The organism is Rahnella inusitata (genome assembly GCF_965118895.1).
Taxonomy (GTDB): Bacteria; Pseudomonadota; Gammaproteobacteria; order Enterobacterales; family Enterobacteriaceae; genus Rahnella; species Rahnella inusitata_A.
Window position 1 is genome coordinate 386,428 of the sequence record NZ_CBCPJJ010000002.1, and the last position, 24,116, is coordinate 410,543.

Below are 24,116 nucleotides of genomic sequence, written 5' to 3' on the forward strand. Positions count from 1 at the left end.
TGGTTATTCTATTTAATATCATGAATATTAATGGCTTTACTCTTTTCCACCTGTTTAATTCCTTCAGTGCCGTTTCTGTTACACTTTTTCATCTTTATGTGCACTTTGTCATATTTCAGAGAACAATGATTAATTACTCATTGATAATTCGCGTCGCGAAAAATACTCTTACTCTGCTTTTTACGGTTACGCCGCTGGCGGCCGCTTTTAATACCCGTTTGGGTTTTGCACCATCTTTTTTAGTCAAAACGAGGAATTTCTATGCACAAGCACCTTAACCGGGGCAGGGGATCGGCTTATCTGAAACCTGTGATGTACACTCTGGCCGGCACCTTACTGGGTGGCGGAATGACATTTTCTAAAGAAGTCAGAGCGGAAGGCTTTATTGATGATTCCACGCTGACTGGCGGAGTTTACTACTGGCAACGTGAACGTGACCGCAAAGATCTGAACAAGACCAAAGAAGAAACCCGACCTGACGGCTCGAAAGTCACGGTCAACAACCCTGATTACGATAAGTACGCCACTAACCTTTCTCACTCCACCGCCAACCTGAATCTGGATTTCTCCTCCGGTTATGCGTGGGATATGTTCGGTATCGACGTCGCAGCTTTTACTGCGATTGAGCTGGCTGAAGCCAGCGACAGCGGCCACCCGAACGAAATCGCTTTCTCTTCCAAAAACCACGCCTACGACGAAGATTACTCCGGCGATAAGGGCGGGGTCAGTCTGTACAAAGCCGCAGGTAAATTTAAATATGGCGGTTTCTGGGGGCACGCGGGTTATATCCAGCCTACCGGGCAGACGCTGATCGCGCCGCACTGGAGCTTCATGCCGGGTACCTATCGCGGCGCGGAAGCCGGTTATAAACATGATTTCGGCGAACCGGGCGAGCTGAGCTTCTCCTACATGTGGGCGGACGAATATAAATCTCCGTGGCATCTGGAAATGGATGATTTCCGCCAGAATGACAAGAAAACCGGTGTCTCCTACATTCACTCCCTCGGCGCGAAATATGATTTTAAAAATGATTTCGTCCTTGAAGCGGCCTATGGCGAAGCGGAAAGCTACGTCGATCAGTACTTCGCCAAAGCGTCCTATAAGGTCGATCTGCTGGGCAATCCGCTGACCACCAGCTACCAGTTCTACGGTGCACAAGACCGTATCAGCGACAAGAACGATCCGAACAGTTTGTATGACGGCCTCGCATGGTTGCAGGCGCTGACATTCGGCTACACCACGGGTCAGTTCAACTGGCGTCTTGAAGGAACGATGGTTAAGGCAGAAGGGAATCAGGGATATTTCCTGCAGCGTATGACACCGACTTATTCCTCATCCAACGGCCGTCTTGATGTGTGGTGGGATAACCGTTCTGACTTCAACGCCAATGGTGAAAAAGCAGTCTATGCCGGGGTGTTATACGATCTGGCCAAATGGGATCTGCCGGGCTTCGCGGTGGGCGGTTCTTACGTTTACGCCTGGGACGCCAAGCCAAGCACTAACGCGGCTTATGACCAGAGCCAGCGCCTGAAAGAGAGCGCCTGGAGTCTGGATGCGCTGTACACCATTCAGGAAGGTCGAGCCAAAGGCACGCTGTTCAAACTGCATTACACCCAGTACGACAACCATTCGGATATTCCGAGCTGGGGAGGCGGTTACGGCAACATCTTCCAGGATGAAAAAGACGTCAAATTCATCGTTATCGCTCCATTCACTATTTTCTGAGGTCGCCATGTCGATGAATAAATTATTGATGATCGTTGTTACTTCCGTTCTGTTGGCTGGTTGTGCTCCGACAACGGCGCAAAAAGAAGACACCAAACTGCGTGAGGCCTACAGCGCCTGTATCAATAAGGCGGAAGGATCGCCGGATAAAATAGCCTCGTGCCAGACTGTACTGGACGTCCTTAAACAGGAAAAAGCACACAAGCAATTTGCCGAACAGGAAACGGTGCGTGTGGTGGATTACCAGCGCTGCCTGACCGCGCGTAAAACCGGTGACGGCCAGGCTTACGCCGACGACTGCGGCAAAATCTGGCAGGAAATCCGGGCGAATAATTCCCCTAAACCAACGAATTAAGGATGAGGTTGAAGATGAATAAATTCAGACTCAACGCACTGGCAGCAGCGACGCTGATGGGCGGGATGCTTGGCGGTATGTCTGCGGCGAATGCCGATCAGCAGCTGGCAGACCAGCTTAGCCAGCTGAAAGTGAATTATGCATTACAGGATAATCAGGCCGGTGCGCACGGCACGGATTGCAGCCTGCTGGGCGCCGACTGGGCATCCTGCAACACGGCCATCATCACCCTGACCAATGCCGGTGAGGCGATCGAAGGCAACGACTGGGCGATTTATTTTCACAACGTTCGCCGTATTTTGAAAGTCGATAACGATCAGTTCACCATCACCCGCGTAACCGGCGACCTGCATAAAATCGAGCCGACCGACAAATTCAAAGGCTTCCCGGCCAATCAGTCGGTCAGCATTCCGGTGGTCGGCGAATACTGGCAACTGTTTGAAACCGATCTGATCCCGCGCTGGTATGCGACATCGTCAAATGCCCAGCCAAAAGTGCTGGCGAACACCGATACCGAAGATTTGCATCAGTTCGTCACGCCGTTTAAGGGCGACCAGTGGAAGAGCACGGCGGATGACAAAAACGTTCTGATGACGCCGGTCAGCCGTTATGTGAAAAATGACGAGCTGAAAGTGCTGCCTGCGGCGACCTTGCGCGGGCAAATTATTCCGACACCGCTGGAAGTGAAAATTCATGCGAAAGATGTGTCGCTGGCAGGCGGCGTGGCACTCGATCTGAGCGGGCTGGCCAAACCGGCCGCGATCGCGGTGACCGAACGCTTTGCGCTGCTGGGCATCACTGAAAATGCCAAAGGCTATCCGGTCACTACGCGCATTGAGAAAGATAAATTCAGCGGAAAGCAGGCGACTGAAGGTGCGTATATTCTCAATATTGGTGAGAAGGGTGCACAGGTTACCGGTTTCGATCAGGCCGGCGTGTTCTACGGTTTACAGTCGATTCTTTCTTTAGTGCCTGCCGATGGCAGTAAAAAAATCGCCAGCCTCGACGCCAAAGATGCACCGCGTTTTGAATACCGCGCGATGTTCCTCGACGTTGGCCGCAACTTCCATTCTAAAGCCGCGGTTCTGCGATTACTCGACCAGATGTCCGCATACAAACTGAATACTTTCCACTTCCATCTTAGCGATGATGAGGGCTGGCGCATCGAGATCCCTGGCTTGCCGGAGCTCACGGATATCGGTAGTAAACGCTGTCACGACCTGACTGAAACCAAATGCCTGTTGCCGCAGTTGGGTTCTGGCCCTGATTCGGACAACAACGGCAGCGGGCATTTCTCCCGTGCCGATTACATCGAGATTGTGAAGTACGCCAACGCGCGTCAGATCAACGTGATCCCGGAAATCGATATGCCTGCGCACGCCCGTGCGGCGGTGATTTCAATGGAGGCGCGTTACCGAAAACTGCATGCAGCGGGTAAAGAGGAAGAAGCCAATGAGTTCCGCCTGCTGGATCCGACTGACACCTCAAATACTACCGGCGTCCAGTTCTACGATCGCCACGGGTATCTGAACCCTTGTATGGAATCGTCCAAACGCTTTGCAGATAAAGTGATTGGCGAAATCGCCCAAATGCACAAAGAGGCCGGACAGCCGCTCAGCACCTGGCATTTTGGCGGTGACGAGGCGAAAAACATCTTCCTCGGGCCGGGCTATCAGGATAAAAACGGTAAGATCGATCCGGCAAAAGGCGTGATTGATCTGAGCAAGCAGGATAAACCCTGGGCGCAGTCACAGGTCTGTCAGATAATGATTTCTTCCGGCAAAGTCGCGGACGTAGAGCATCTGCCAAGTTACTTCGCAATGGAAGTCAGCAAGCTGGTGAATGCCCACGGTATCGAAAGAATGCAGGCATGGCAGGACGGTTTGAAAGATGCCAGAGATGCCAGTTCCTTCGCCACTAAACGTATCGGCGTAAACTTCTGGGATACGCTCTATTGGGGCGGTTTCGACTCGGTAAACGATTGGGCGAACAAAGGCTTCGAAGTGACGATTTCGAATCCGGATTACGTTTACTTCGACTTCCCGTACGAAGTGACTCCGCTGGAAAAGGGGTTCTATTGGGGTACCCGTTACAGCGATGAAGCGAAAGTTTTCAGCTTCGCACCGGATAACCTGCCGCAGAATGCTGAAACCTCTGTCGATCGTGACGGTAACGCTTTCGAGGCAAAAAGTGACAAACCCTGGCCGGGCGCGTACGGGATTTCCGCACAACTGTGGAGCGAAGTGGTGCGTACCGATGACCGGATGGAATACATGATCTATCCGCGACTGTTGCCGCTGGCAGAACGTGCCTGGCACCGGGCAAACTGGGAAATGGATTATAAGGCAGGACGCGAATTCGCCGGTGGTAAAACTCATCACGTCGATACCAAAGCACTGCACACCGACTGGCTGCGCTTCGCCAACCTGATGGGGCAGCGAGAGTTGCCGAAAATGGATGCGGCAGGCGTTGCTTATCGTCTGCCTGTGCCGGGCGCGCAGGTGAACGGCGGAAAACTTCAGGCGAATACGTCGCTGCCCGGGCTGGCGATAGAGTATTCCGTCGACGGTGGCAAGCAATGGCAGCTTTATGATGATGTTCAAAAACCGCAAATCACCGGTGATGTCTGGGTACGTTCCGCGTCTGCCGATGGTAAACGCTTCAGCCGTGCAGAGCCGGTGACCGATAAGCTTTAAGCGAAACCGCCTGAGGCTAAAAAACAAAACCCCGGTTCTCCGGGGTTTTTTACATCTGATGTTCATCGCGTAGGCCAAAAAAAACCGCTTTTCAGCGGTTAGTTAAGTCTTTACGTTGACGGCAACTTCGCCGAACCGGGCAGATTACTGCGCGGGTTTATCATTGTGCAAAGAATCATCTTCGCGGCAATCGCCTGCTTCACAGTGACCGTACAGGTACAGGCTGTGGTTGGTCAGTTTGATGCCATGTTTCTTAGCGATTTCACGCTGACGACCTTCGATATATTCGTCGCGGAATTCAATCACGCGGCCACAATCTAAGCAGATCAGGTGGTCGTGGTGATGTTGCTGGGTCAGTTCGAATACGGATTTGCCGCCTTCGAAGTTATGACGGGTCACGATACCGGCGTCATCAAACTGGTTCAAAACGCGGTAAACCGTCGCCAGACCAATCTCTTCACCCATATCAATCAGTTGTTTGTACAGATCTTCCGCACTCACGTGATGACCTTCCGGCGCTTGCAGCACTTCCAGGATTTTAAGGCGCGGAAGCGTGACTTTTAAGCCGGCTTTCTTCAGTGCGGTGTTGTTGTCAGTCATGCGGATTCAGTCCTGTTACTATGTGCTAATCAAGTTGAGGCATGGAGCCTGTGGCATCAGCGGCACAAAATTGTTCGTTTAGGATCCTTCGTTTAACGGAAGTGTGCCGATCCCCTAAACGATTGCCTGTTAATAAAGATCACTAAATGCCAGTCACACCAGATAATGCAACGACTTGATCGATAGAAAAAACAGATGAACTCAGTGTACCTTGATACTACTGAAAGTAACAATTTTGTTGTGGCTAAATTGTTAATTTCAGTAATAGTTTGGCCCTTCAATTGTAGAATAAATCCTCAGGGCCAACAGGGTTTTTAGCCAATAATTTCTGAAAGGCTCAATTCTTCTGTAATTTGCTTAACCCACGCATCAACGCGCTCATTGGTTAATTCAGGCTGACGGTCTTCGTCAATCGCCAGTCCGATGAAGTGTTTATCATCGGCCAGACCTTTTGAGGCTTCGAAGTGGTAGCCTTCGGTTGGCCAGTGACCCACAATCACCGCGCCGCGTGGCTCAATGATGTCGCGCACGGTGCCCAGTGCGTCACAGAAATATTCTGCATAGTCTTCCTGATCGCCACAGCCAAACAGGGCAACCAGCTTACCTTCGAAGTCGATCTCTTCCAGGCTAGGGAAGAAGTCATCCCAGTCACACTGGGCTTCACCGTAATACCAGGTTGGAATACCGATCAGCAAAATATCGAATTTTTCCAGATCCTCTTTGCTGCTCTTCGCAATGTCATGCACCTCAGCAACATCTTTACCCAGTTGTTTCTGGATCATTTTCGCGATGTTTTCGGTGTTACCTGTATCGGATCCAAAGAAGATTCCTACTACGGCCATAAGATGTCTAACCTCTTGTTCTCAATGATAAGCCCTACATTGCAGGCAATAATAACGCTGATAATAGCAAACTCGCGTGGCGGAGAATATGCTTCTGCGCGCCTTCTTAACTGACGAATAAGTTTATCGGCCAAACTTTTTAAGTGTTATCGCCTTCGTGTCTTTTGAATGTCTGTGTTTAACCTCAAAGGTATTGAGGTTAAAAGCAAAGTGAAGAAATAGTCCGACGCACTCCTTAAGTTTAAGCACGCCCAGCCGATAGATGATGCGAGAGCAATCTCAACATAATAAAGAAATCGATGCCCGGAGAGGTGTTCAAACATGTCCAGAGGCACCCGCCCGCTGGTTACATGTCTTGATTCTCCGCATCCCCCTCAATCCTCAGACCAGAAACAGTCATGTTTCGAGAGAGGCATATCGTGCAGTTTTTGAAAAACATTACCATCAGGACCGCTTTATTAGCCATTCTTGGCGTTTTTTGCGTTATGTGGGCCGGTGTATCGCTTTACACCGTCAGCTCGCTTAACACACTGACCCAAAACACCAGGAACAGTTCCGAACTCGTCAACAACATGGCGCTGATCAGCAAAGGAAATGATCAGTATTTTCGTACCGTCACCCGTTTGAGCCGTGCCGTCTCGCAGCTTCAGGCCGATCCGACCAAAGGGCCGGAAATTTTTGATAGCGCAAAACAGTCTCTCGATGGCCTGACTCAGGCTCTGGCGGGATTTAAAGCTGCGCCACATCCGGGCCTGGAAGAATCTGCGGTTCAGGAGTTGCTTGCCAGCTGGGAAAGTCTTGTCGCCCAGGGCGTCAACCCGTTGTTTGAGGCTGCCAGCAACAAAAATATCGACGTCTACAATCAGTTAGCGAACACCACCGTTCCGCCGCTGAGCCGTGATTTTGGCGCGGCAATGCAAAAAGTCAGCGGCCAGATTGCTGTGGACTTCAGCGCGGCGCAAACGGAATCTAACCATCTGACCTACGTCAGCAAAGTGATTCAGATTACAGCGTTCATCATTGGTCTGATTATTCTGCTGCTGACTGACCGCTATCTGGTTATGGCGCTGGTGAAACCGCTGGATAAGATCCGCGATCAGTTTGCACTGATTGCCAGCGGTGATCTGACAAATCAAATGGAAGAGTTTGGTAAAAACTGTGCCGGTAAGCTGATCCCATTACTTAACATCATGCAAGCCAGCCTGGTGAACACGGTTCAAACCATCCGCAACTGTACCAACAACATTTATCAGGGAGCGTCCGAAATTTCCGCCGGCAATAACGATCTCTCTTCCCGTACGGAAGAGCAGGCCTCGGCGCTGGAAGAAACGGCAGCCAGCATGGAAGAGCTGACCGCAACGGTGAAACATAACGCCGACAACGCCCATCACGCCAGCCAGCTGGTGATTGAAGCGTCTGGCACCGCCCGCAAAGGCGGCAACATTGTGGCCGACGTTGTCAGTACCATGAAAGATATTTCCGGCAGCTCGAAGAAAATCGCTGAGATAACCTCGGTCATCAACAGCATTGCCTTCCAGACCAACATTCTGGCGCTGAACGCTGCGGTAGAAGCCGCGCGCGCAGGTGAACAGGGGCGCGGATTTGCCGTGGTCGCCAGCGAAGTGCGCAATCTGGCGCAGCGCAGCGCGCAGGCTGCGAAGGAGATTGAGCAGCTTATCAGCGAATCGGTTTCCCGCGTTGACAGCGGATCCAAACTGGTGGAGAACGCCGGTCAGACCATGAACGAAGTGGTGCGCTCGATTACGCATGTCACCGACATCATGGCGGAAATCGCGTCTGCCTCCGATGAGCAAAGCAAAGGCATCAGCCAGGTCGCTGTGGCCGTCACGCAGATGGACAGCGTCACCCAGCAAAACGCCGCGCTGGTGGAACAGGCATCTCAGGCCGCCGTTTCTCTGGAAGAGCAGGCCGCATTGCTCAATAACGCCGTTGCGACGTTCAAACTACGAGACAGCGTCACGCGCGTCGGGTCAAAACCTGCGGGAATGATTTCTGCGCCGTTGTTACGACCGGATACGGGCATGATTTCTGCGAAAAGTTCGGAAAACTGGGAAACGTTCTGAGTAATGCAGTGAAGGGACACGTTGAGCAGTATAAGTAGAAAAAACAAACGGGTAGCCTGAGAAGGTTACCCGTTTTTAATCAGCCTTCATGACCGTTAAGATGCTCCAGCAGCATCTCTTCAATCAATTCGCTCCGGCTGATATTGCGTTCTTCTGCCAGCTTATTGAGTGTATCAACAGCATCGGCGTTCATTTTCAGCTCGACACGACGCAGGCCGCTCGCTTTATCGCGGCGTAACTGGTTGCGCTTGTTAATCCTGAGCTGTTCATCACGGGATAGCGGATTTGTTTTTGGACGCCCCGGACGGCGGTCATCTGCGAACAGATCAATCGTCGTGCGATCCAGTTGTTCTTTTGCCATAGGTAGCGGTACAACCAGGGAAGTTTTTACATCGGAAAACGGCAAGCCGATTCCTGACGAGCGTTTCACACATTTCGGGCTAAGAAACCCTGACCCAATTCACCCCCCGCCACTCGACCTGAGCGAAACGGGGCGGCAAAATTATAGCGCGCAATCATACCCTAGCGCGCCAGGAGTTCACAACGCCTGATTGCCCTGATTTCATGATAACTTCTGAAGTTGTGCAGACTTTTTGCACAATTTATCCCCAGGATGTTAAACCTCAGGCGAATCGATGAAACGATGCACAGCGCGCAGCACGGCGTCAGGTTTTTCCGCGTGAACCCAGTGACCGGTTCCGGCGACCACATAGGCTTTTGCCTGCGGGAACTGGCGGGCGATATCTTCACGGTAGGCGTCCTGCACATACGGCGACAGGCCGCCGCGAATGAATAAGGCCGGGTGATCCCACGCGGGCACATTCTCCCAGCCGATAATCGTATCGTACTCACTTATCAAAACCGGCACGTTGAAACGCCATTCTCCCTGCTGGAAGGATTTGAGCAGGAACTGGATCACGCCATCTTCCTTTATATGCTCTTGCATGCAGGCGGTGGCAGACGTGCGATCGCGTACTCCGGCGGTGGTCACGGCATTAATCGCGGCAAAAATTTCGTCGTGACGGCGGGTGTGATAATCCACCGGTGCGATATCAATGGCGATCAGCTTTTCGATGCGGTCCGGGATAAGCGCCGTCAGCGCCATCGCGGCTTTTCCCCCCATGGAGTGGCCGATAACGATGATTTTTTGGAAACCGACTTCTTCTAACGTCTCCACTAAATCCTGCGCCATCGCGGCGTAAGACATCTCATCCGAGCGTCCGGACTGACCGTGATTTCGCAAATCTACCTGCAACACTCTATGCTGTTGTTTCAGGTCGCGGGCCAGAACGCCCAGATTATCAAGGGTTCCGAACAAACCGTGGATTAACAAAACCGGCAGGGCTGTGCTTCCAGAGACTTCAGGTTCTTGCAGGCGATAATGTAATTTCATGGCGAAGTTCATACAGATAAACAATCTCATTAGGTTATCATGAGTGGCGGATAATTTTTAAAACAGAAAGTTTTCTGCCAGATGCCTGAGCGGGATTTTACTACGTGGAGAACAACAGGCCGGGGCCAGCATGCAGCGAAAGGTAATAATTCTGCTTTTTGCTTCGCGGCACGATTCCCTGTTTGTAAACGCGTAGAAATTTGTATAATCCTTTTGAACAAATTAAGTAGAAAAACAGTACTGGATAAAGATGAAAACTATTGAGGTTGACGAAGAACTCTACCGCTACATTGCCAGCCACACACAAGCTATCGGTGAAAGTGCGTCTGATATTCTGCGCCGTATGTTGAAGTTTACTGCCGGTCAGACCGCACCTGCCGCGCCAGCGGCTAACATCCCGGGCACCGTTGTTCAGGAAAAACCGGCTGCCGCTGCGGCACCGACGTCGCGTGATAAAGTCCGCGCCGTTCGCGAACTGCTGCTTTCCGATGAATACGCCGAGCAGACCAAAGCGGTGAATCGCTTTATGCTGATTCTGTCGACCTTGTACAGCCTGAACGCGAAAGAATTTGCTGCTGCGACCGACTCTTTGACCGGCCGCACACGCACTTATTTTGCCGGTGACCAGCAAACGCTGCTGCAAAACGGCATCCATACCAAGCCTAAACACGTTCCCGGAACGCCGTATTGGGTTATCACGAATACCAACACAGGTCGCAAACGCAGCATGATCGAACACATCATGCAGCTCATGCAGTTCCCGGCGGAACTGACTGACAAAGTGTGCGGCACCCTCTAATTTCAGCGTCAGGGAGAAGCGCCAGTGGCTAATCACCCCCGTGCAGGGCAACCTGCTCAGCAAAGCGATTTGATTAATGTGGCGCAGTTAACGTCACAATATTACGTTCTGCAACCGGACCCACAAAACACCGCGCATGCGGTGAAATTCGGCACGTCCGGCCATCGCGGTAGTTCGTTGCGTCACAGCTTTAATGAAGCGCACATTCTGGCAATTGCTCAGGCGATCGCCGAAGTGCGCAAAGAGCAGGGCACTACCGGTCCGTGCTACGTGGGGAAAGATACCCATGCGCTGTCCGAACCGGCATTTATCTCCGTGCTGGAAGTGCTGACGGCCAACGGCGTTGACGTCATTGTGCAGGAAGACAACGGTTTCACCCCCACTCCTGCGGTGTCTCACGCGATCCTGACCCACAACCGCAAGGGCGGCGCACTGGCTGATGGCATCGTCATCACCCCGTCGCACAACCCACCGGAAGATGGCGGCATTAAATATAACCCGACCAACGGCGGCCCGGCAGATACTAATCTGACCTCGGTTATAGAGAAACGCGCTAATGCACTGCTGGCGGCGAAACTCGCTGGTGTGAAGCGTCAGTCTCTGGATCAGGCGTGGAAAAGTGGTCATCTGACTGAACAAGATTTGGTTCAGCCGTTTATCGAAGGCCTGACTGAAATCGTCGACATGGCCGCGATTCAGAAAGCCGGTCTGAAACTGGGTGTGGATCCGCTCGGTGGCTCTGGTATTGAATACTGGAAGCGCATTGCTGAGCATTACAAACTGGATCTGACGCTGGTGAACGATCACGTCGATCAGACTTTCCGTTTCATGCATCTCGACCACGACGGTGTGATCCGTATGGACTGCTCGTCTGAATCCGCAATGGCCGGTTTGCTGGCACTGCGTGATAAATTCGATCTGGCATTCGCCAATGACCCTGACTACGACCGCCACGGTATCGTGACGCCTGCTGGTCTGATGAACCCCAACCATTATCTGGCCGTGGCGATTCAGTACCTGTTCCAGCATCGTCCGCAGTGGGGCAAAGACGTCGCCGTCGGTAAAACGCTGGTCTCAAGCGCAATGATTGACCGCGTTGTTGAAGATTTAGGCCGTAAACTGGTCGAAGTCCCGGTCGGTTTCAAATGGTTCGTCGATGGTCTGTTTGACGGCAGCTTCGGTTTTGGTGGCGAAGAAAGCGCAGGGGCTTCTTTCCTGCGTTTCGACGGCACGCCGTGGTCAACTGACAAAGACGGCATCATCATGTGCCTGCTGGCTGCGGAAATTACCGCGGTGACCGGCAAGAATCCGCAGGAACATTACAACGAGCTGGCCGCCCGCTTTGGTGCGCCAAGCTACAACCGTATCCAGGCGCCTGCGACTCACGCCCAGAAAGCCGCGCTGTCTAAACTTTCCCCTGAACAGGTGAAAGCGGATACGCTGGCCGGTGACCCGATCACCGCCCGTCTGACTAACGCACCGGGCAACGGCGCGTCGATCGGTGGTCTGAAAGTGATGACCAAAAACGGCTGGTTCGCGGCACGTCCGTCCGGTACAGAAGAAGCGTACAAAATCTATTGTGAAAGCTTCCTCGGTGCAGAACATCGCGAGCAAATCGAGAAAGAAGCGGTAGAAATCGTCAGCAAAGTGCTCGCCGACGCCAAATAAGCCTGTTTCTTTGTCTCATCAAAAGCGCTGATTATTCAGCGTTTTTTTTGTCTGCGATTTAAGAAATAAAAAAGATATATCTAAATGCACAGCCAGGCTTGCCAGATGTTGAAATTCGATCTAATTTAGATATATCGAAATAATTCGATATATCTAAATAGGACATAAAATATGTTTAGCAAAATGTTTGAAGGCCGTCATCGCGGTCACGGTAGCAGGGAAGAGGGGCATCGCGGCCATTGCCGTCATGAGTCAGAAGTGAGTGGTCACAGCGAGCGTCATGTTTTACGTCGTGACGGCCGTCATCGTGGTGAAGAACGTGGTGAAGAAGGTCGTGAACGTCGCGGTGGTCGTGGCGAAGGTCGCCGGGGCGGTCCTCGCGGTGAACGCGGTGTGCATCGTCTGTTTGAGCATGGTGATTTACGCCGCGTTCTGCTGGCGCTGGTGGCGAAGAAACCGAGTCATGGGTATGAGTTGATCAAAGCCATCGAAGAAGCCTCTTCTGGCCTGTATGTGCCAAGTCCGGGGGTGATTTATCCGACGCTCACATTGCTGGAAGAACAAGATTTTCTGGAAGCCGTGGCCACCGGAAATGGCCGCAAAAGCTATCAGTTAACCGAAGCCGGTAAAACTGAGCTGGCGCAGCATCAGGATGCGGTGGATGTGATTTTTGCCCGTCTGGCCGGTGCAACCCGACCGAAGGAAAACAATCTGGCAGCAGGCATCCATGAAACCATGCATCGGCTGAAACACGCGCTGCGCGGCAATATGATGCGTGATGATTTAACGCCGGAGCAGGTACTGCGTGTAAGCGCGATTTTGCAGCAGGCGGCAGAGAGTATTGAAGCGGAATTTGCGCCGGTTAAAAACGACACTGACGCCACCGAAGCCCCTACGGCATAAAGCGATAACCCACTCCCGTTTCGGTCAGTAAATGACGCGGACGGGTGGCGTCGGCCTCCAGTTTCTGGCGCAAATGCCCCATGTAGATGCGCAGATAATGGCTGTGTTCGACGTAATTCGGGCCCCAGACGTGGCTCAGTAACTGACGTTGTGTAATGACTTTGCCGCTGTTTGCCAGCAACTCGGCCAGCAGGCGAAACTCGATCGGCGTCAGATGACAGTCCTCACCGTTACGCTGTACGCGACGGTTAATCAGATCGACAGTCACATCGGAAAACGTGACCAGCGGGCTTTCCTGCGAGCTGTTTGCCTGACGGCGCAGCGCCACACGAACCCGCGCCAGCAGTTCACCGACGCCAAACGGCTTGGTGAGAAAATCATCGGCACCGGCATCCAGCGCGGCAATTTTGTCTTCTTCGCGGGTGCGTGCCGACAACACAATGATCGGGATGGCGCTCCAGTGGCGCAAATCGCGAATATAGGTCAGGCCGTCACCGTCCGGTAAACCGAGATCGAGAATAATCAGATCCGGTTTTCGCGTGCCGGCCTCAATCAGCCCGCGCTGCAATGTTTCGCTTTCAAACACCCGTAAGCCTTCCGCCTCCAGCGCTGTGCGCACAAAGCGGCGGATCTCTTTTTCGTCTTCAACAATCAAAATATTGATGGGGGATGCGGTCACGGGGCCTCGCCGATGTCTTTTTCCATGTCATTCTCCATATCAGGCAACGCTTCCAGCGGCAGCCTGAAACGGAAACGCGCACCGCCGTTCGGACCGTTTTCTGCCCAGATCCGTCCGTCGTGCACCTCAATAATGGCACGACAAATGGCTAATCCCAACCCTACACCCGGAATGGCCGATTCTTTATTCCCGCGCGCGAATTTCTCAAAGATTCTTTGCTCGGTTCCCGCCGCAATGCCGGGGCCGTTATCCCAGACTTCGATCTCCAGCCATTCCTCCAGCGGCGTGGCTTTGATACCGATGGTTGCGCCGATCCCGGCATATTTATGGGCGTTCTCCAGCAGGTTGATCAGCACCCGCTCGATCAGGCTGGCATCGCAGTTCACCAGCACCATTTCTGCCGGTAAATCGATTTCGATATTATCGTTGGCCAGCACCGGTTCCAGCATCCGCAACGCGCTGCCGGTGATCTCTTCCACCGACTGCCACTCTTTGCGCAGATTAAACCCGCCCGACTGAATGCGCGCCATATCCAGCAAATTGTTCACCAGCCGCGTGGTACTCAGTACCTGCTGGCGGATCTGGCTGGCCTGCGGGGCGTGTTTTGAGCCCTCTGAAGCCAGATCCAGCGTCAGGATTTCCGCCTGCCCGAACAGCACGGTGAGCGGCGTACGTAAATCGTGAGAGAGAGCCGAAAGCAGTGAGTTGCGCAGCTGCTCGCGTTCGGTTTCCAGACGTGCAGATTCCGCCCTGGCGGCCAGATGCAGGCGGTCGAGGGCGTTGGCGATAAGCACGGTAAATGTCTGCAACAAACGCTGCTGTTCCGGCACCAGCAGCTGGCGAATGTTGGTGGGCTCCACCGCCAGCAGCCCGCAGGATCCGCCGGACGCCACCAGCGGCAGCAACTGATACGGCACGCCGGGCAGGGTATCGGTGCCCGCACCGGCGGGCAGTTTCTTATCAAAACTCCAGCGCGCGATGGCGTCGTCCACCACAATCGACGTTACTTCTCCGGCAGGCTGCGCCAGCTCGCCGTTTTCCTGCGGCAGCAGAATGGCGGTTTTGGCGTGCAGGCTGGAGGAAATAAAGTGGCGGCTGGTTTGCGCGATGGCTTCCGGCGTCAGCGCCTGACTGAGGCTTTTCGACATCTCATACAGATGCTGTGCACGTTTTTCGCGATGGCGGGCGATACGCGCCTGATAACGTACACCGGCGGTGAGATTCCCGATCAGAATACCGACCAGCAGCATCACGCCGAAAGTCACCAGATATTGCGCGTCGGTGACGGCGAGCGAGCCGCGCGGCTGCACAAAGAATAAGTCAAAACTGACGACATTAATCACCGCCGCCAGCACCGACGGCCAGCGGCCATAAAACAGTGCGACGATCACCACCCCGAGCAGATAGACCATCACCAGGTTGGCCTGGTCGAAGGCCGGGATAAGCCACTGTGCCAGCACGGTGATCAGCGCGCACAGTGCGACGGCCAGCGAACAGCCCCACAGCTGGCGGCTGAAGCGGTCGGCGAACGTGCGTGAATCCTGCTCTTTACGCACCGGCGTGGCAGGGGAATCTTCCAGCCCGACGATAATCAGATCGAGATCCGGGCCGATATCCGCCAGCTTGTCGGCAAAGCTGCCACCGGGTTTCCAGCGTTTTTCACGGCGGCGGCCCATCATGATTTTGCCCAGTCGATGCTCGCGGGCATAGCGCAAAATCGCCTGTTCTTCGTGCGGCTCTGAGAGCGTGGCGGTTTCAGCACCCAGCTCCTGTGCCAGTTTCAGTGAATGCAAAATCGCGCGGCGCTGGCCTTCCGGCAAGCGGTGCAGACGTGGCGTTTCGACATACACAGCGTGCCAGACGCAGCCAAGGCGCGCCGCCAGACGTGATGCAACGCGGACCAGCTTTTCATTGCCGCCGCCGTGCCCGATGCATAACAGCAGCGCATCACGGGTATGCCACACGCGGTTGACGCCCTGATCGTCGCGGTATTCCCGCATCTGATCGTCAACGCGATCGGCAGTGCGGCGCAGTGAAAGTTCGCGCAGGGCAATGAGATTGCCTTTACGGAAAAAGTGCTCGATGGCGCGTTCAGCCTGACCGGGAATATAAACTTTGCCCTCTTTCAGGCGCTGACGCAGGGAGTCGGGGGGTAAATCCACCAGCACCACTTCGCTGGCGTCATCAAACAGACGGTCGGGGACGGTTTCACGAATAATAATGCCGGTTACGCCGCTGACCACGTCGTTCAGGCTTTCGAGATGCTGAACGTTTACGGTGGTAAATACGTCGATACCGGCATTGAGTAATTCTTCGATGTCCTGCCAGCGTTTAGGATGGCGCGAACCGGCCGCATTGCTGTGCGCCAGTTCGTCCATCAGGATCAGGGCAGGGCGGCGCGCCAGCGCGGCGTCGAGGTCAAACTCCTGCACCTGACGTCCGCGGTGGTGAATGCGTTTGGGTGGCAACAATGTCAGCCCCGGCAGCAGCGCCTGCGTTTCCTGCCGCCCGTGAGTTTCCACCACGCCGACCAGCACATCGAGGCCGGTGGCGCGCAGCCGCTGAGCTTCCTGCAACATGGCATAAGTTTTCCCGACGCCCGCACAGGCACCGAAAAAGACCTTCAGTTGCCCGCGCGGCTTTTCATTGGCGAGCGCCAGTAAGCTGTCAGGATCGGGGCGGTTATCTTCTGTCATATTATCCTTCATACTTCGGGCCGCCTTCCTGCGACCCGAATTATTTTGGCTAAATTAATGGGCTTTCAGTTTATCCAGCGCCTGATTGAGTTCCAGCACGTTGACCACGGTCGGGCCGAGGTAACCTATCAGTGGTGATGATGTATTATCATCAATCAATTTATCCACTTGCGCCAGTGGCAAGCCGCGTGCGCTGGCAATGCGCTGTGCCTGCCATTGCGCTGCTTTTATAGATATCTGCGGATCCAGCCCGCTGCCGCTGGCAGTGACCAGATCGACCGGCACCGGGGCGGTGCTTTGCGCATTGGCTTTACGCAGCGCGATCACGCGGTCTTTCACCGCCTGATCCAGTGCTGGATTACTGGCCGCCAGATTGCTGCCCCCCGACGCCATCGGGTTATACGGCGTATCTGACGTCACTGACGGACGGCCCCAGAAGTACTCATTGCGGGTAAAATTCTGCCCGATAAGCTTTGACCCTATCACCTTGTTGCTGCCGTCTTTGATAAGCGATCCCATCGCCTGCGAGCTGAACACCAGTTCGGAAACGCCGGTGGTCAGCAGGGGATAGGCCACGCCGGTCGCCAGCGTCAGCAGAACGGTCATCACCAGAGCCGGGCGAACATACGCAATACGTGTAACAGACATAATGGTCTTCCTTATTAATCAATCAGCTCAGGTGTAAAACGGTCAGGATCATGTCGATAAGCTTGATACCGACAAACGGCACCAGCAGCCCCCCCACACCATAAATCCACAGGTTACGGCGCAGCAGCGACGCGGCACTCATGGCTTTATAGCTCACGCCTTTCAGCGCCAGCGGGATCAGGAACACAATCACCAGGGCGTTAAAAATGACCGCCGACATGATGGCCGAAGACGGTGAGGTCAGGTTCATCACGTTCAGAGCATTCAGCTGCGGATAGGTCGCCGCGAATGCCGCCGGAATGATGGCGAAATACTTGGCGACGTCGTTGGCGATACTGAACGTGGTCAGCGAGCCGCGGGTCATCAGCATCTGTTTCCCGATGTGCACCACTTCAATCAGCTTGGTCGGGTTAGAATCCAGATCCACCATGTTCCCGGCTTCTTTCGCTGCCTGCGTACCGGAGTTCATGGCCACCGCCACGTCAGCCTGCGCCAGCGCCGGGGCATCGTTGGTCCCGTCGCCGGTCATGGCCACTAAACGGCCTTCCGACTGGTACTGGCGGATCAGCGCCAGTTTGGCTTCCGGCGTGGCTTCAGCCAGAAAATCATCGACGCCCGCTTCGGCGGCAATGGCAGCTGCGGTCAGACGGTTATCGCCGGTGATCATCACCGTCTTGATGCCCATCTTGCGCAACTCGGCGAAACGTTCTTTGATGCCGCCTTTAACGATGTCTTTCAGTTCGACCACGCCCAGCACTTTCGCGCCTTCGGCGACCACCAGCGGCGTACCGCCTTTACGCGCCACGGTTTCTACCAGCCCGTCGACGGCTTTCGGGAACGTGCCGCCGTTGGATTCCACATGGCGACGGATAGCGTCCACCGCGCCTTTACGAATATTACGGTCGCCGACGTTTACGCCGCTCATGCGGGTTTGCGCCGAGAAGGGGACGAAAGTGGCATTCAGCGAATGAATGTCGCGTTCGCGCAGATTAAACCGCTGTTTTGCCAGGACCACGATACTGCGGCCTTCCGGCGTTTCATCAGCCAGTGAAGATAACTGCGCGGCATCGGCCAGTTCCTGTTCCGTCACCTGAGGGGCGGGCAGGAACTGCGATGCCTGGCGGTTACCCAGCGTGATGGTGCCGGTTTTATCCAGCAACAACACATCCACGTCACCGGCGGCTTCCACCGCACGGCCGCTGGTGGCGATCACGTTGGCTTCCAGCATGCGGCTCATCCCCGCCACGCCGATAGCAGACAACAGACCGCCAATGGTGGTCGGGATCAGACACACCAACAGCGCGACCAGCACGGTCACGGTGACGGGAATGCCTGCATGACTGGCGTCGACGCTAAACAGCGAGAACGGATACAGCGTGGCGGTTGCCAGCACGAAGACCAGCGTCAGGGCCACCAGCAGGATAGTCAGTGCCACTTCGTTTGGCGTTTTACGACGTTTCGCGCCTTCGACCATAGCGATCATGCGATCCAGGAAGGTGTCGCCGGGGTTAGCGGAACATTGCACCACCAGCCAGTCGGAGAGCACGCGCGTCCCGCCTGTCACCGAGGAGAAGTCACCGCCGGATTCACGGATGACCGGCGCAGATTCGCCGGTGATCGCGCTTTCATCCACCGACGCGCCGCCGACCAGCACTTCACCGTCGCACGGCACGGTATCACCGGCTTCGATCAGCACCATATCGCCTTTACGCAGCTCGTCCGCGGCGACTTTGATCACCGCCGAATCCGGGCGCGGTTCATAGATTTTTTTCGCCCAGCTGGTTTTTTGAACGCCTTTCAGGCTTTGCGCCTGGGCCTTACTGCGGCCTTCCGCCAGTGCTTCGGCAAAGTTGGCAAACAGCACAGTGAACCACAGCCACAGCGACACGCTGCCGGTAAAAGCGGCGCTGCCGTCGGTGCGATGCAGCAGGATTGCCAGCCAGATAACCGTGGTCAGAATACTGCCCAGATACACCACGAACATCACCGGATTGCGCCACTGAACGCGGGGATCCAGCTTTTTCGCCGCATCCCACAGGGCAGTGCGGATCAGGCGGGGTTCAAACAGCGCACGTTGTTTACGAGTCATTTTATTAATCTCTATATTCATTAATTCAACGAATTACGCAGCATTATTGTGCTGACCAGACCTGCAGATGTTCCGCGACCGGCCCCAGCGCCAGCGCCGGAATAAAGGTCAGCGCGCCGACTAACAGTACGGTCCCGACCAGCAGGCCGATAAACAGCGGACCAGACGTCGGCAGCGTGCCGTTGCCTGCCTGCTGACGTTTTTTCGCCACCAGTGAACCGGCAATCGCCAGCACCGGCAGGATCACGCCAAAGCGACCGAAGAACATGCAGAACGCCAGCAACAGGTTGTAGAACGGCGTGTTGACGCCAAGCCCGGCAAACGCGCTGCCGTTGTTGTTGGCAGCGGAAGACACTGCATACAACACCTCGCTAAAACCGTGCGCACCGGGGTTAAGAATGCCCGCCCGACCGGCGTCGGTGACCAGTGCCAGCGCGGTGCCGAGCAGCACCAGCGTAGGGGTGACCAGGATCGCCAGCGCAGTCATCTTCATATCGTAAACGTCGATTTTCTTGCCGAGATATTCCGGTGTGCGACCAATCATCAGCCCGGCGATAAACACCGTCAGCAGCACGAACAGCAGCATGCCGTACAGGCCTGAACCCACGCCGCCGAACACCACTTCACCAATCTGCATCAGCCACATCGGCACCATCCCGCCGAGTGCGGTGAAGGAGTCATGCATCGCGTTGACCGCACCGCAGGAGGCTGCTGTCGTCACCACCGCATACAGGCTGGAGGCGAGAATGCCGAAGCGACTCTCCTTGCCTTCCATATTGATGTTGCTGCTGGCACCGAGCGCGGTGAAGTGCGGGTTACCCTGCAACTCGGCGTACATCACCACCACCACTGACACCACGAAAATCACCGACATCGCCCAGACCAGCGCGTTGCCCTGACGGTTATCACCGACCACGCGACCGAACGCAAAGCACAGGGCGCAAGGGATGATGAAGATCGCCAGCATCTGTACCATGTTGGTCAGCGCCGTCGGGTTCTCAAACGGATGCGCCGAGTTAGCACCGAAGAAACCACCGCCATTGGTGCCCAGCATTTTGATTGCTTCCTGTGAAGCCACCGGCCCCATCGGCAAGGTTTGTTGCAGGCCTTCCAGCGTGGTGATGTGCTGATAAACTTCGAAGTTCTGAATCACGCCCTGACTGACGAAGAAAAGTGCCAGCAGGAAGGCGACCGGCAGCAGCAAATACAGCGTGATGCGCCATAAATCCGTCCAGGCGTTACCGATGGTTTGTGCAGAAGGTCGCGCAAAGGCGCGGATCAGGGCAAACGCCACGGCGATACCGGTTGCCGCAGACAGGAAGTTTTGAACGGTTAAACCCACCATCTGGCTCAGATAGCTCAGCGTGCTTTCGCCGCTGTAGGCCTGCCAGTTGGTGTTGGTGACGAAACTGACGGCGGTGTTAAACGCCAGATCCCACGACAATCCGCCAAAATGCTGCGGGTTCATCGGCAATCCGCCTTGTGCCATGAGCATGGCCGTCAGCACAACAATCCCCAGAATGTTGAACACCATGATCGCCAGTGCGTACTGCCACCAGTTCATCTCAGCATCGCTGCTGCCAGACGTGCGTAATACACCGTTTTCTACGCGCTGCAAAAATGCGACAGGCTGTCCTTCAATAAGTTGAGCAATAAAGTTACCCAGTGGTTTTGCCAGCAGCAAAAGCACCAGCATAAAACTGGCAATCAGTAAGAATCCGGTCGCGGCCATTTAAAAATCCTCCGCATTCAGCAAGGCATAAACCAGATAGCCGAGCAGCAGAAGAACCAGCAATGCGCCGCAGATTACGCCAACAGTCACAATCCACCTCCACAGGTGTGTTTTTATGTTGGGAGGAGAATAAAAAAACGCGGGCAAAGATCCTGAAAAGAAAGGGGGCTTAGGTGTAAAGAAAGTATAAAAATGCGCAAATAAAAAACTTAAAAGAAACTTTATCGATGTATTTATTTAACCATTTTGTAACTCAATTACATCTTCAGGCGGAAAGTGGCGAAAATTTACACTTTTAAGTGGTCAGATGAGTGGTAAAATTTCAGCAATTGCCGTAAAATTTTTCACAACTTCCAGTTTCTATAAAAGTTCTGAAATTTGCACAGGAGCAACGCGATGAAAGCTACGTCTGATTACACGCCTTACACCATGACCCGTATTTTGGCCCGCCGCGCTTTTGTGCTGGCTGCCGGACTTCTCGCCTTACCGGTTATGCTGTTCCGCGCCGATCGCGCCCGTTTTTACAGCTATTTACACCGCGTCTGGATGAAGACCAGCGATAAGCCGGTCTGGCTGGTGCATGCTGAGATGGCGACACAAGATTTCTATTAATGGTGAACTCACTCCTTCCCCTTCGCAGGGGAGGAGCTAAACAAAAGCCCTGTCTTCCAGATGGGGCTTTTTTATTGCCCTTTCGGAAAACCTGTACAACATTATTTTTATGTATAACTTATACTGAGTAATACATGAGAGTGATGAATCACTGACACTCCCTTTATCACTTCAACGGCGGGAGCTGACAATGACGAAAACAATCCCTATCGGCATCAGCGCATGTCTGTTGGGCGACAACGTTCGCTTCGATGGCGGCCACAAGCGGTTCGCCTTTGCTGTAGAGCAGCTGGCGCCTTATGTTCGCTTCGAACCGATCTGCCCGGAAATGGCTATCGGACTGCCAACGCCGCGTCCGGCGTTGCGTTTGGTCAGAATGGATAATGGCGTCGCGATGCGCTTTAGCAATGATGAAACCATCGATATCACCGAAAAAATGCAGAGCTACGCCGAAAAGCGCGTGGCGCCTTTAACGCAGCTTTGTGGTTACATCGTCTGCGCCAAATCTCCGAGCTGCGGCATGGAGCGCGTGCGGGTTTACAGCGCCAACGGCAAAGATGCCAAGAAGAGTGGCGTGGGCCTCTACACCGCAGAGCTGATGAAACAGCACCCCTGGCTGCCGGTGGAAGAAGACGGTCGGCTTAACGATCCGGTGATCCGCGAAAATTTCGTGGAGCGCGTATTTACCCTTTTCGAGCTGAATCAGCTGCGCGAAAGCGGTCTGACGCGCGGCAAACTGATGGCGTTTCACAGCCGTTACAAACTCTCTTTACTGGCGCATTCGCAGCCGGAATACCGGGAGCTGGGGCGCTTTGTCGCTGCGATGGCTGAATGGACATCGCTGGAGGATTATTTTGTCGAATACCGCCAGCGGCTGATGGCGCTGCTTAATCACAAAGCCACCCGACGTAATCACACCAATGTGCTGATGCACGTGCAGGGCTATTTCCGTAAACAGCTTACTTCTGCACAGCGTCAGGAACTGGCGGGGCTCATCGACCGCTACCGTCAGGGAATGCAGCCGCTTCTAGCCCCGATCACGTTGCTAAAACATTACATGTCTGAATACCCGGATGCATATCTGGCCGATCAGCGATATTTCGAGCCTTACCCGGAAGCGCTGCGCTTGCGTTACGGACACTAAAGGGAATTTTATGACCACGCATTTAGTCTGGTTCCGCAATGACTTACGTATTACCGATAACCGCGCGCTGCACGCCGCCTGCGAGGATCCGCAGGCGAGGGTGATCGCCGTTTTTATTGCCACGCCCGAACAGTGGAAACAACACGAGATGGCACCGCGCCAGGCGGCGTTTATTTATCAGCATCTTCAGTCGCTGCAACATGCTCTCGGGGAACGCGGGATCCCGCTGCATTACCATCAGTGTGATGATTTCGCGGGCAGTGTGAGCTGGATGAAAGCGTTCTGCGAGGCGGAAAAAGTGGATGCGCTGTTTTACAACAAACAGTATGAAATCAATGAACGTCTGCGCGATGACGAGCTGAAAAAAACCGTCGGCGCGGACGTTATATGTCACGCATTTGACGACAGTCTGCTGCTGCCACCGGGATCGGTCACTACCGGTAACCACGAGATGTACAAAGTCTACACGCCGTTTCGTCGGGCCTTTTTATCCCGCCTGACCGAATCCGACAGCCGCTCCTTGCCCGCACCAAAAGCGCGAGAGCACGGGCAGAAAACGGTGATGCATAAGTTAATGCCTTTCGATTATCCGCTGGAAAACATCGACAAGAATTTTGCTGTCGGCGAAGACGCGGCCCGCAATCAGCTGCGCAGTTTTTGCCGTGAGCAGGTGCAGGATTATCTTCAGCAGCGCGATTTACCCGCGGTCGATGGCACCAGTTCGCTCTCGCCGTATCTGGCGATCGGCGTGCTTTCGCCACGTCAGTGTTTCAACCGGCTACGCACCGAATGCCCTGACGTGCTCGACCGAACCGACGGCGGCGCGTTTGGCTGGCTGAACGAGCTTATCTGGCGTGAGTTTTACCGACATCTGATCGTCGCCTGGCCGAAACTCTGTAAACATCAGCCCTTTGTCGGCTGGACCGACGGCGTGCGCTGGCGTCATGCGCCCGAAGAGCTTCAGGCGTGGAAAGAGGGCAAAACCGGCTATCCGATTGTGGATGCAGCGATGCGTCAGCTCAACGCCACGGGCTGGATGCACAACCGTTTGCGGATGATCGTCGCCAGTTTTCTGGTGAAGGATTTGCTGATCAACTGGCGTGAAGGCGAACGCTATTTTATGTCGCAGCTGCTCGACGGCGATCTGGCCGCCAACAACGGCGGCTGGCAGTGGGGCGCGTCTACAGGGACCGACGCCGCACCGTATTTCCGCATTTTCAATCCGACAACGCAGGGCGAACGCTTTGACAAAGCCGGGCGATTTATCAAGGCCTGGATCCCGGAACTGTCGGACGTGCCGGAAAAAGACATACACACACCGCATCGCTGGGCGGAAAAACAGCACCGCGTGCTAGACTACCCGTTGCCGATCATTGATCACGCAAGGGCACGCAAAGACACGCTTGCGGCGTTTGAGGCGGCAAAAAACCGGTCAGACTGACCTTTTTGCT

Annotated in this window: 20 protein-coding genes; 10 read left to right on the forward strand and 10 right to left on the reverse strand. The window is 54.4% G+C overall.

Annotated elements, in window-relative coordinates; all coding sequences use genetic code 11:
• Positions 1-261: 261 nt before the first annotated feature.
• Genes chiP through ACMHLI_RS03410 form a run of 3 tightly spaced genes read left to right on the forward strand, consistent with a single transcriptional unit; the run spans position 262 to position 4,776 of the window.
• Complete coding sequence (chiP, locus tag ACMHLI_RS03400) at positions 262-1,725, forward strand: chitoporin ChiP (RefSeq protein WP_413528239.1); 1,464 nt, start codon at positions 262-264, stop codon at positions 1,723-1,725.
• 13 nt (positions 1,726-1,738) lie between these two features.
• On the forward strand, positions 1,739-2,080 hold the full coding sequence (chiQ, locus tag ACMHLI_RS03405; RefSeq protein WP_413528240.1) for a ChiQ/YbfN family lipoprotein: 342 nt from the start codon (positions 1,739-1,741) through the stop codon (positions 2,078-2,080).
• Positions 2,081-2,094: 14 nt separating this feature from the next.
• The gene (locus tag ACMHLI_RS03410; protein ID WP_413528241.1) at positions 2,095-4,776 is read left to right on the forward strand and encodes a beta-N-acetylhexosaminidase; all 2,682 of its coding nucleotides are present in this window, start codon (positions 2,095-2,097) and stop codon (positions 4,774-4,776) included.
• Between the two features lie 144 nt (positions 4,777-4,920).
• Here ACMHLI_RS03410 and fur read toward each other — a convergent pair whose 3' ends face one another.
• Positions 4,921-5,376: a ferric iron uptake transcriptional regulator gene (fur, locus tag ACMHLI_RS03415; RefSeq protein ID WP_013576469.1), complete on the reverse strand. Its 456-nt coding sequence runs from the start codon at positions 5,374-5,376 to the stop codon at positions 4,921-4,923.
• 314 nt (positions 5,377-5,690) lie between these two features.
• The gene (fldA, locus tag ACMHLI_RS03420) at positions 5,691-6,218 is read right to left on the reverse strand and encodes a flavodoxin FldA (protein ID WP_056771565.1); all 528 of its coding nucleotides are present in this window, start codon (positions 6,216-6,218) and stop codon (positions 5,691-5,693) included.
• A 419-nt stretch (positions 6,219-6,637) separates the two neighbouring features.
• Here fldA and ACMHLI_RS03425 point away from each other — a divergent pair, with 419 nt between their 5' ends.
• Complete coding sequence (locus ACMHLI_RS03425) at positions 6,638-8,302, forward strand: methyl-accepting chemotaxis protein (RefSeq protein ID WP_413528242.1); 1,665 nt, start codon at positions 6,638-6,640, stop codon at positions 8,300-8,302.
• Positions 8,303-8,381: 79 nt separating this feature from the next.
• Here ACMHLI_RS03425 and ybfE read toward each other — a convergent pair whose 3' ends face one another.
• Together ybfE and ybfF are read right to left on the reverse strand one after the other, a co-directional pair.
• Positions 8,382-8,663, reverse strand: a complete 282-nt coding sequence (gene ybfE, locus ACMHLI_RS03430; RefSeq protein WP_413528243.1) for a LexA regulated protein — start codon at positions 8,661-8,663, stop codon at positions 8,382-8,384.
• Between the two features lie 255 nt (positions 8,664-8,918).
• Entirely contained in the window at positions 8,919-9,707 is a 789-nt protein-coding gene (ybfF, locus tag ACMHLI_RS03435) for an esterase (RefSeq protein ID WP_413528299.1), read from the reverse strand.
• Positions 9,708-9,945: 238 nt separating this feature from the next.
• Between ybfF and seqA the strand changes: the two genes are divergently transcribed.
• From seqA to ACMHLI_RS03450, 3 genes are all read left to right on the forward strand, one after another.
• A complete protein-coding gene (gene seqA / locus ACMHLI_RS03440) occupies positions 9,946-10,494 on the forward strand; it encodes a replication initiation negative regulator SeqA (RefSeq protein WP_413528244.1) in 549 nt (182 codons plus the stop codon).
• 24 nt (positions 10,495-10,518) lie between these two features.
• Positions 10,519-12,162: a phosphoglucomutase (alpha-D-glucose-1,6-bisphosphate-dependent) gene (gene pgm / locus ACMHLI_RS03445; RefSeq protein ID WP_413528245.1), complete on the forward strand. Its 1,644-nt coding sequence runs from the start codon at positions 10,519-10,521 to the stop codon at positions 12,160-12,162.
• Positions 12,163-12,333: 171 nt separating this feature from the next.
• Entirely contained in the window at positions 12,334-13,065 is a 732-nt protein-coding gene (locus ACMHLI_RS03450) for a PadR family transcriptional regulator (RefSeq protein ID WP_413528246.1), read from the forward strand.
• Here the strand turns inward: ACMHLI_RS03450 and kdpE are convergent.
• From kdpE to ACMHLI_RS03480, 6 genes are read right to left on the reverse strand one after another with little or no spacing between them, the layout of a single operon-like run.
• Entirely contained in the window at positions 13,055-13,744 is a 690-nt protein-coding gene (gene kdpE, locus ACMHLI_RS03455; protein ID WP_413528247.1) for a two-component system response regulator KdpE, read from the reverse strand. The genes ACMHLI_RS03450 and kdpE overlap by 11 nt on opposite strands.
• Positions 13,741-16,440, reverse strand: a complete 2,700-nt coding sequence (gene kdpD / locus ACMHLI_RS03460) for a two-component system sensor histidine kinase KdpD (RefSeq protein WP_413528300.1) — start codon at positions 16,438-16,440, stop codon at positions 13,741-13,743. Before kdpD ends, kdpE begins: the two co-directional genes overlap by 4 nt.
• Before the next feature lie 54 nt (positions 16,441-16,494).
• Complete coding sequence (gene kdpC, locus ACMHLI_RS03465; RefSeq protein WP_413528248.1) at positions 16,495-17,088, reverse strand: potassium-transporting ATPase subunit KdpC; 594 nt, start codon at positions 17,086-17,088, stop codon at positions 16,495-16,497.
• Positions 17,089-17,110: 22 nt separating this feature from the next.
• On the reverse strand, positions 17,111-19,177 hold the full coding sequence (gene kdpB / locus ACMHLI_RS03470; RefSeq protein WP_413528249.1) for a potassium-transporting ATPase subunit KdpB: 2,067 nt from the start codon (positions 19,175-19,177) through the stop codon (positions 17,111-17,113).
• A 43-nt stretch (positions 19,178-19,220) separates the two neighbouring features.
• A complete protein-coding gene (gene kdpA, locus ACMHLI_RS03475) occupies positions 19,221-20,909 on the reverse strand; it encodes a potassium-transporting ATPase subunit KdpA (RefSeq protein ID WP_413528250.1) in 1,689 nt (562 codons plus the stop codon).
• Positions 20,910-20,999, reverse strand: coding sequence for a K(+)-transporting ATPase subunit F (locus tag ACMHLI_RS03480; RefSeq protein ID WP_101075733.1), 90 nt, complete (start codon positions 20,997-20,999; stop codon positions 20,910-20,912). It lies immediately after the preceding gene.
• Between the two features lie 306 nt (positions 21,000-21,305).
• On the opposite strand from ACMHLI_RS03480, the gene ACMHLI_RS03485 reads away from it, so the two are divergent.
• The 3 genes from ACMHLI_RS03485 to phrB all read left to right on the forward strand — a co-directional run bounded on the left by ACMHLI_RS03485 (position 21,306) and on the right by phrB (position 24,106).
• A complete protein-coding gene (locus ACMHLI_RS03485) occupies positions 21,306-21,521 on the forward strand; it encodes a YbfA family protein (RefSeq protein WP_413528251.1) in 216 nt (71 codons plus the stop codon).
• A 190-nt stretch (positions 21,522-21,711) separates the two neighbouring features.
• On the forward strand, positions 21,712-22,665 hold the full coding sequence (locus ACMHLI_RS03490; RefSeq protein WP_413528252.1) for a YbgA family protein: 954 nt from the start codon (positions 21,712-21,714) through the stop codon (positions 22,663-22,665).
• Positions 22,666-22,675: 10 nt separating this feature from the next.
• Entirely contained in the window at positions 22,676-24,106 is a 1,431-nt protein-coding gene (gene phrB, locus ACMHLI_RS03495) for a deoxyribodipyrimidine photo-lyase (RefSeq protein WP_413528253.1), read from the forward strand.
• Positions 24,107-24,116 lie beyond the last annotated feature (10 nt).

What these genes read in the sequence shown, in the direction of transcription:
- chiP (WP_413528239.1), top strand. Translation starts at nt 262, where the DNA reads ATGCACAAGCACCTTAACCGGGGCAGGGGATCGGCTTATCTGAAACCT.
- chiQ (WP_413528240.1), top strand. Translation starts at nt 1,739, where the DNA reads ATGAATAAATTATTGATGATCGTTGTTACTTCCGTTCTGTTGGCTGGT.
- ACMHLI_RS03410 (WP_413528241.1), top strand. Translation starts at nt 2,095, where the DNA reads ATGAATAAATTCAGACTCAACGCACTGGCAGCAGCGACGCTGATGGGC.
- fur (WP_013576469.1), bottom strand. Translation starts at nt 5,376, where the DNA reads ATGACTGACAACAACACCGCACTGAAGAAAGCCGGCTTAAAAGTCACG.
- fldA (WP_056771565.1), bottom strand. Translation starts at nt 6,218, where the DNA reads ATGGCCGTAGTAGGAATCTTCTTTGGATCCGATACAGGTAACACCGAA.
- ybfE (WP_413528243.1), bottom strand. Translation starts at nt 8,663, where the DNA reads ATGGCAAAAGAACAACTGGATCGCACGACGATTGATCTGTTCGCAGAT.
- ybfF (WP_413528299.1), bottom strand. Translation starts at nt 9,707, where the DNA reads ATGAACTTCGCCATGAAATTACATTATCGCCTGCAAGAACCTGAAGTC.
- seqA (WP_413528244.1), top strand. Translation starts at nt 9,946, where the DNA reads ATGAAAACTATTGAGGTTGACGAAGAACTCTACCGCTACATTGCCAGC.
- ACMHLI_RS03450 (WP_413528246.1), top strand. Translation starts at nt 12,334, where the DNA reads ATGTTTAGCAAAATGTTTGAAGGCCGTCATCGCGGTCACGGTAGCAGG.
- kdpD (WP_413528300.1), bottom strand. Translation starts at nt 16,440, where the DNA reads ATGACAGAAGATAACCGCCCCGATCCTGACAGCTTACTGGCGCTCGCC.
- kdpC (WP_413528248.1), bottom strand. Translation starts at nt 17,088, where the DNA reads ATGTCTGTTACACGTATTGCGTATGTTCGCCCGGCTCTGGTGATGACC.
- kdpB (WP_413528249.1), bottom strand. Translation starts at nt 19,177, where the DNA reads ATGACTCGTAAACAACGTGCGCTGTTTGAACCCCGCCTGATCCGCACT.
- kdpA (WP_413528250.1), bottom strand. Translation starts at nt 20,909, where the DNA reads ATGGCCGCGACCGGATTCTTACTGATTGCCAGTTTTATGCTGGTGCTT.
- ACMHLI_RS03485 (WP_413528251.1), top strand. Translation starts at nt 21,306, where the DNA reads ATGAAAGCTACGTCTGATTACACGCCTTACACCATGACCCGTATTTTG.
- ACMHLI_RS03490 (WP_413528252.1), top strand. Translation starts at nt 21,712, where the DNA reads ATGACGAAAACAATCCCTATCGGCATCAGCGCATGTCTGTTGGGCGAC.
- phrB (WP_413528253.1), top strand. Translation starts at nt 22,676, where the DNA reads ATGACCACGCATTTAGTCTGGTTCCGCAATGACTTACGTATTACCGAT.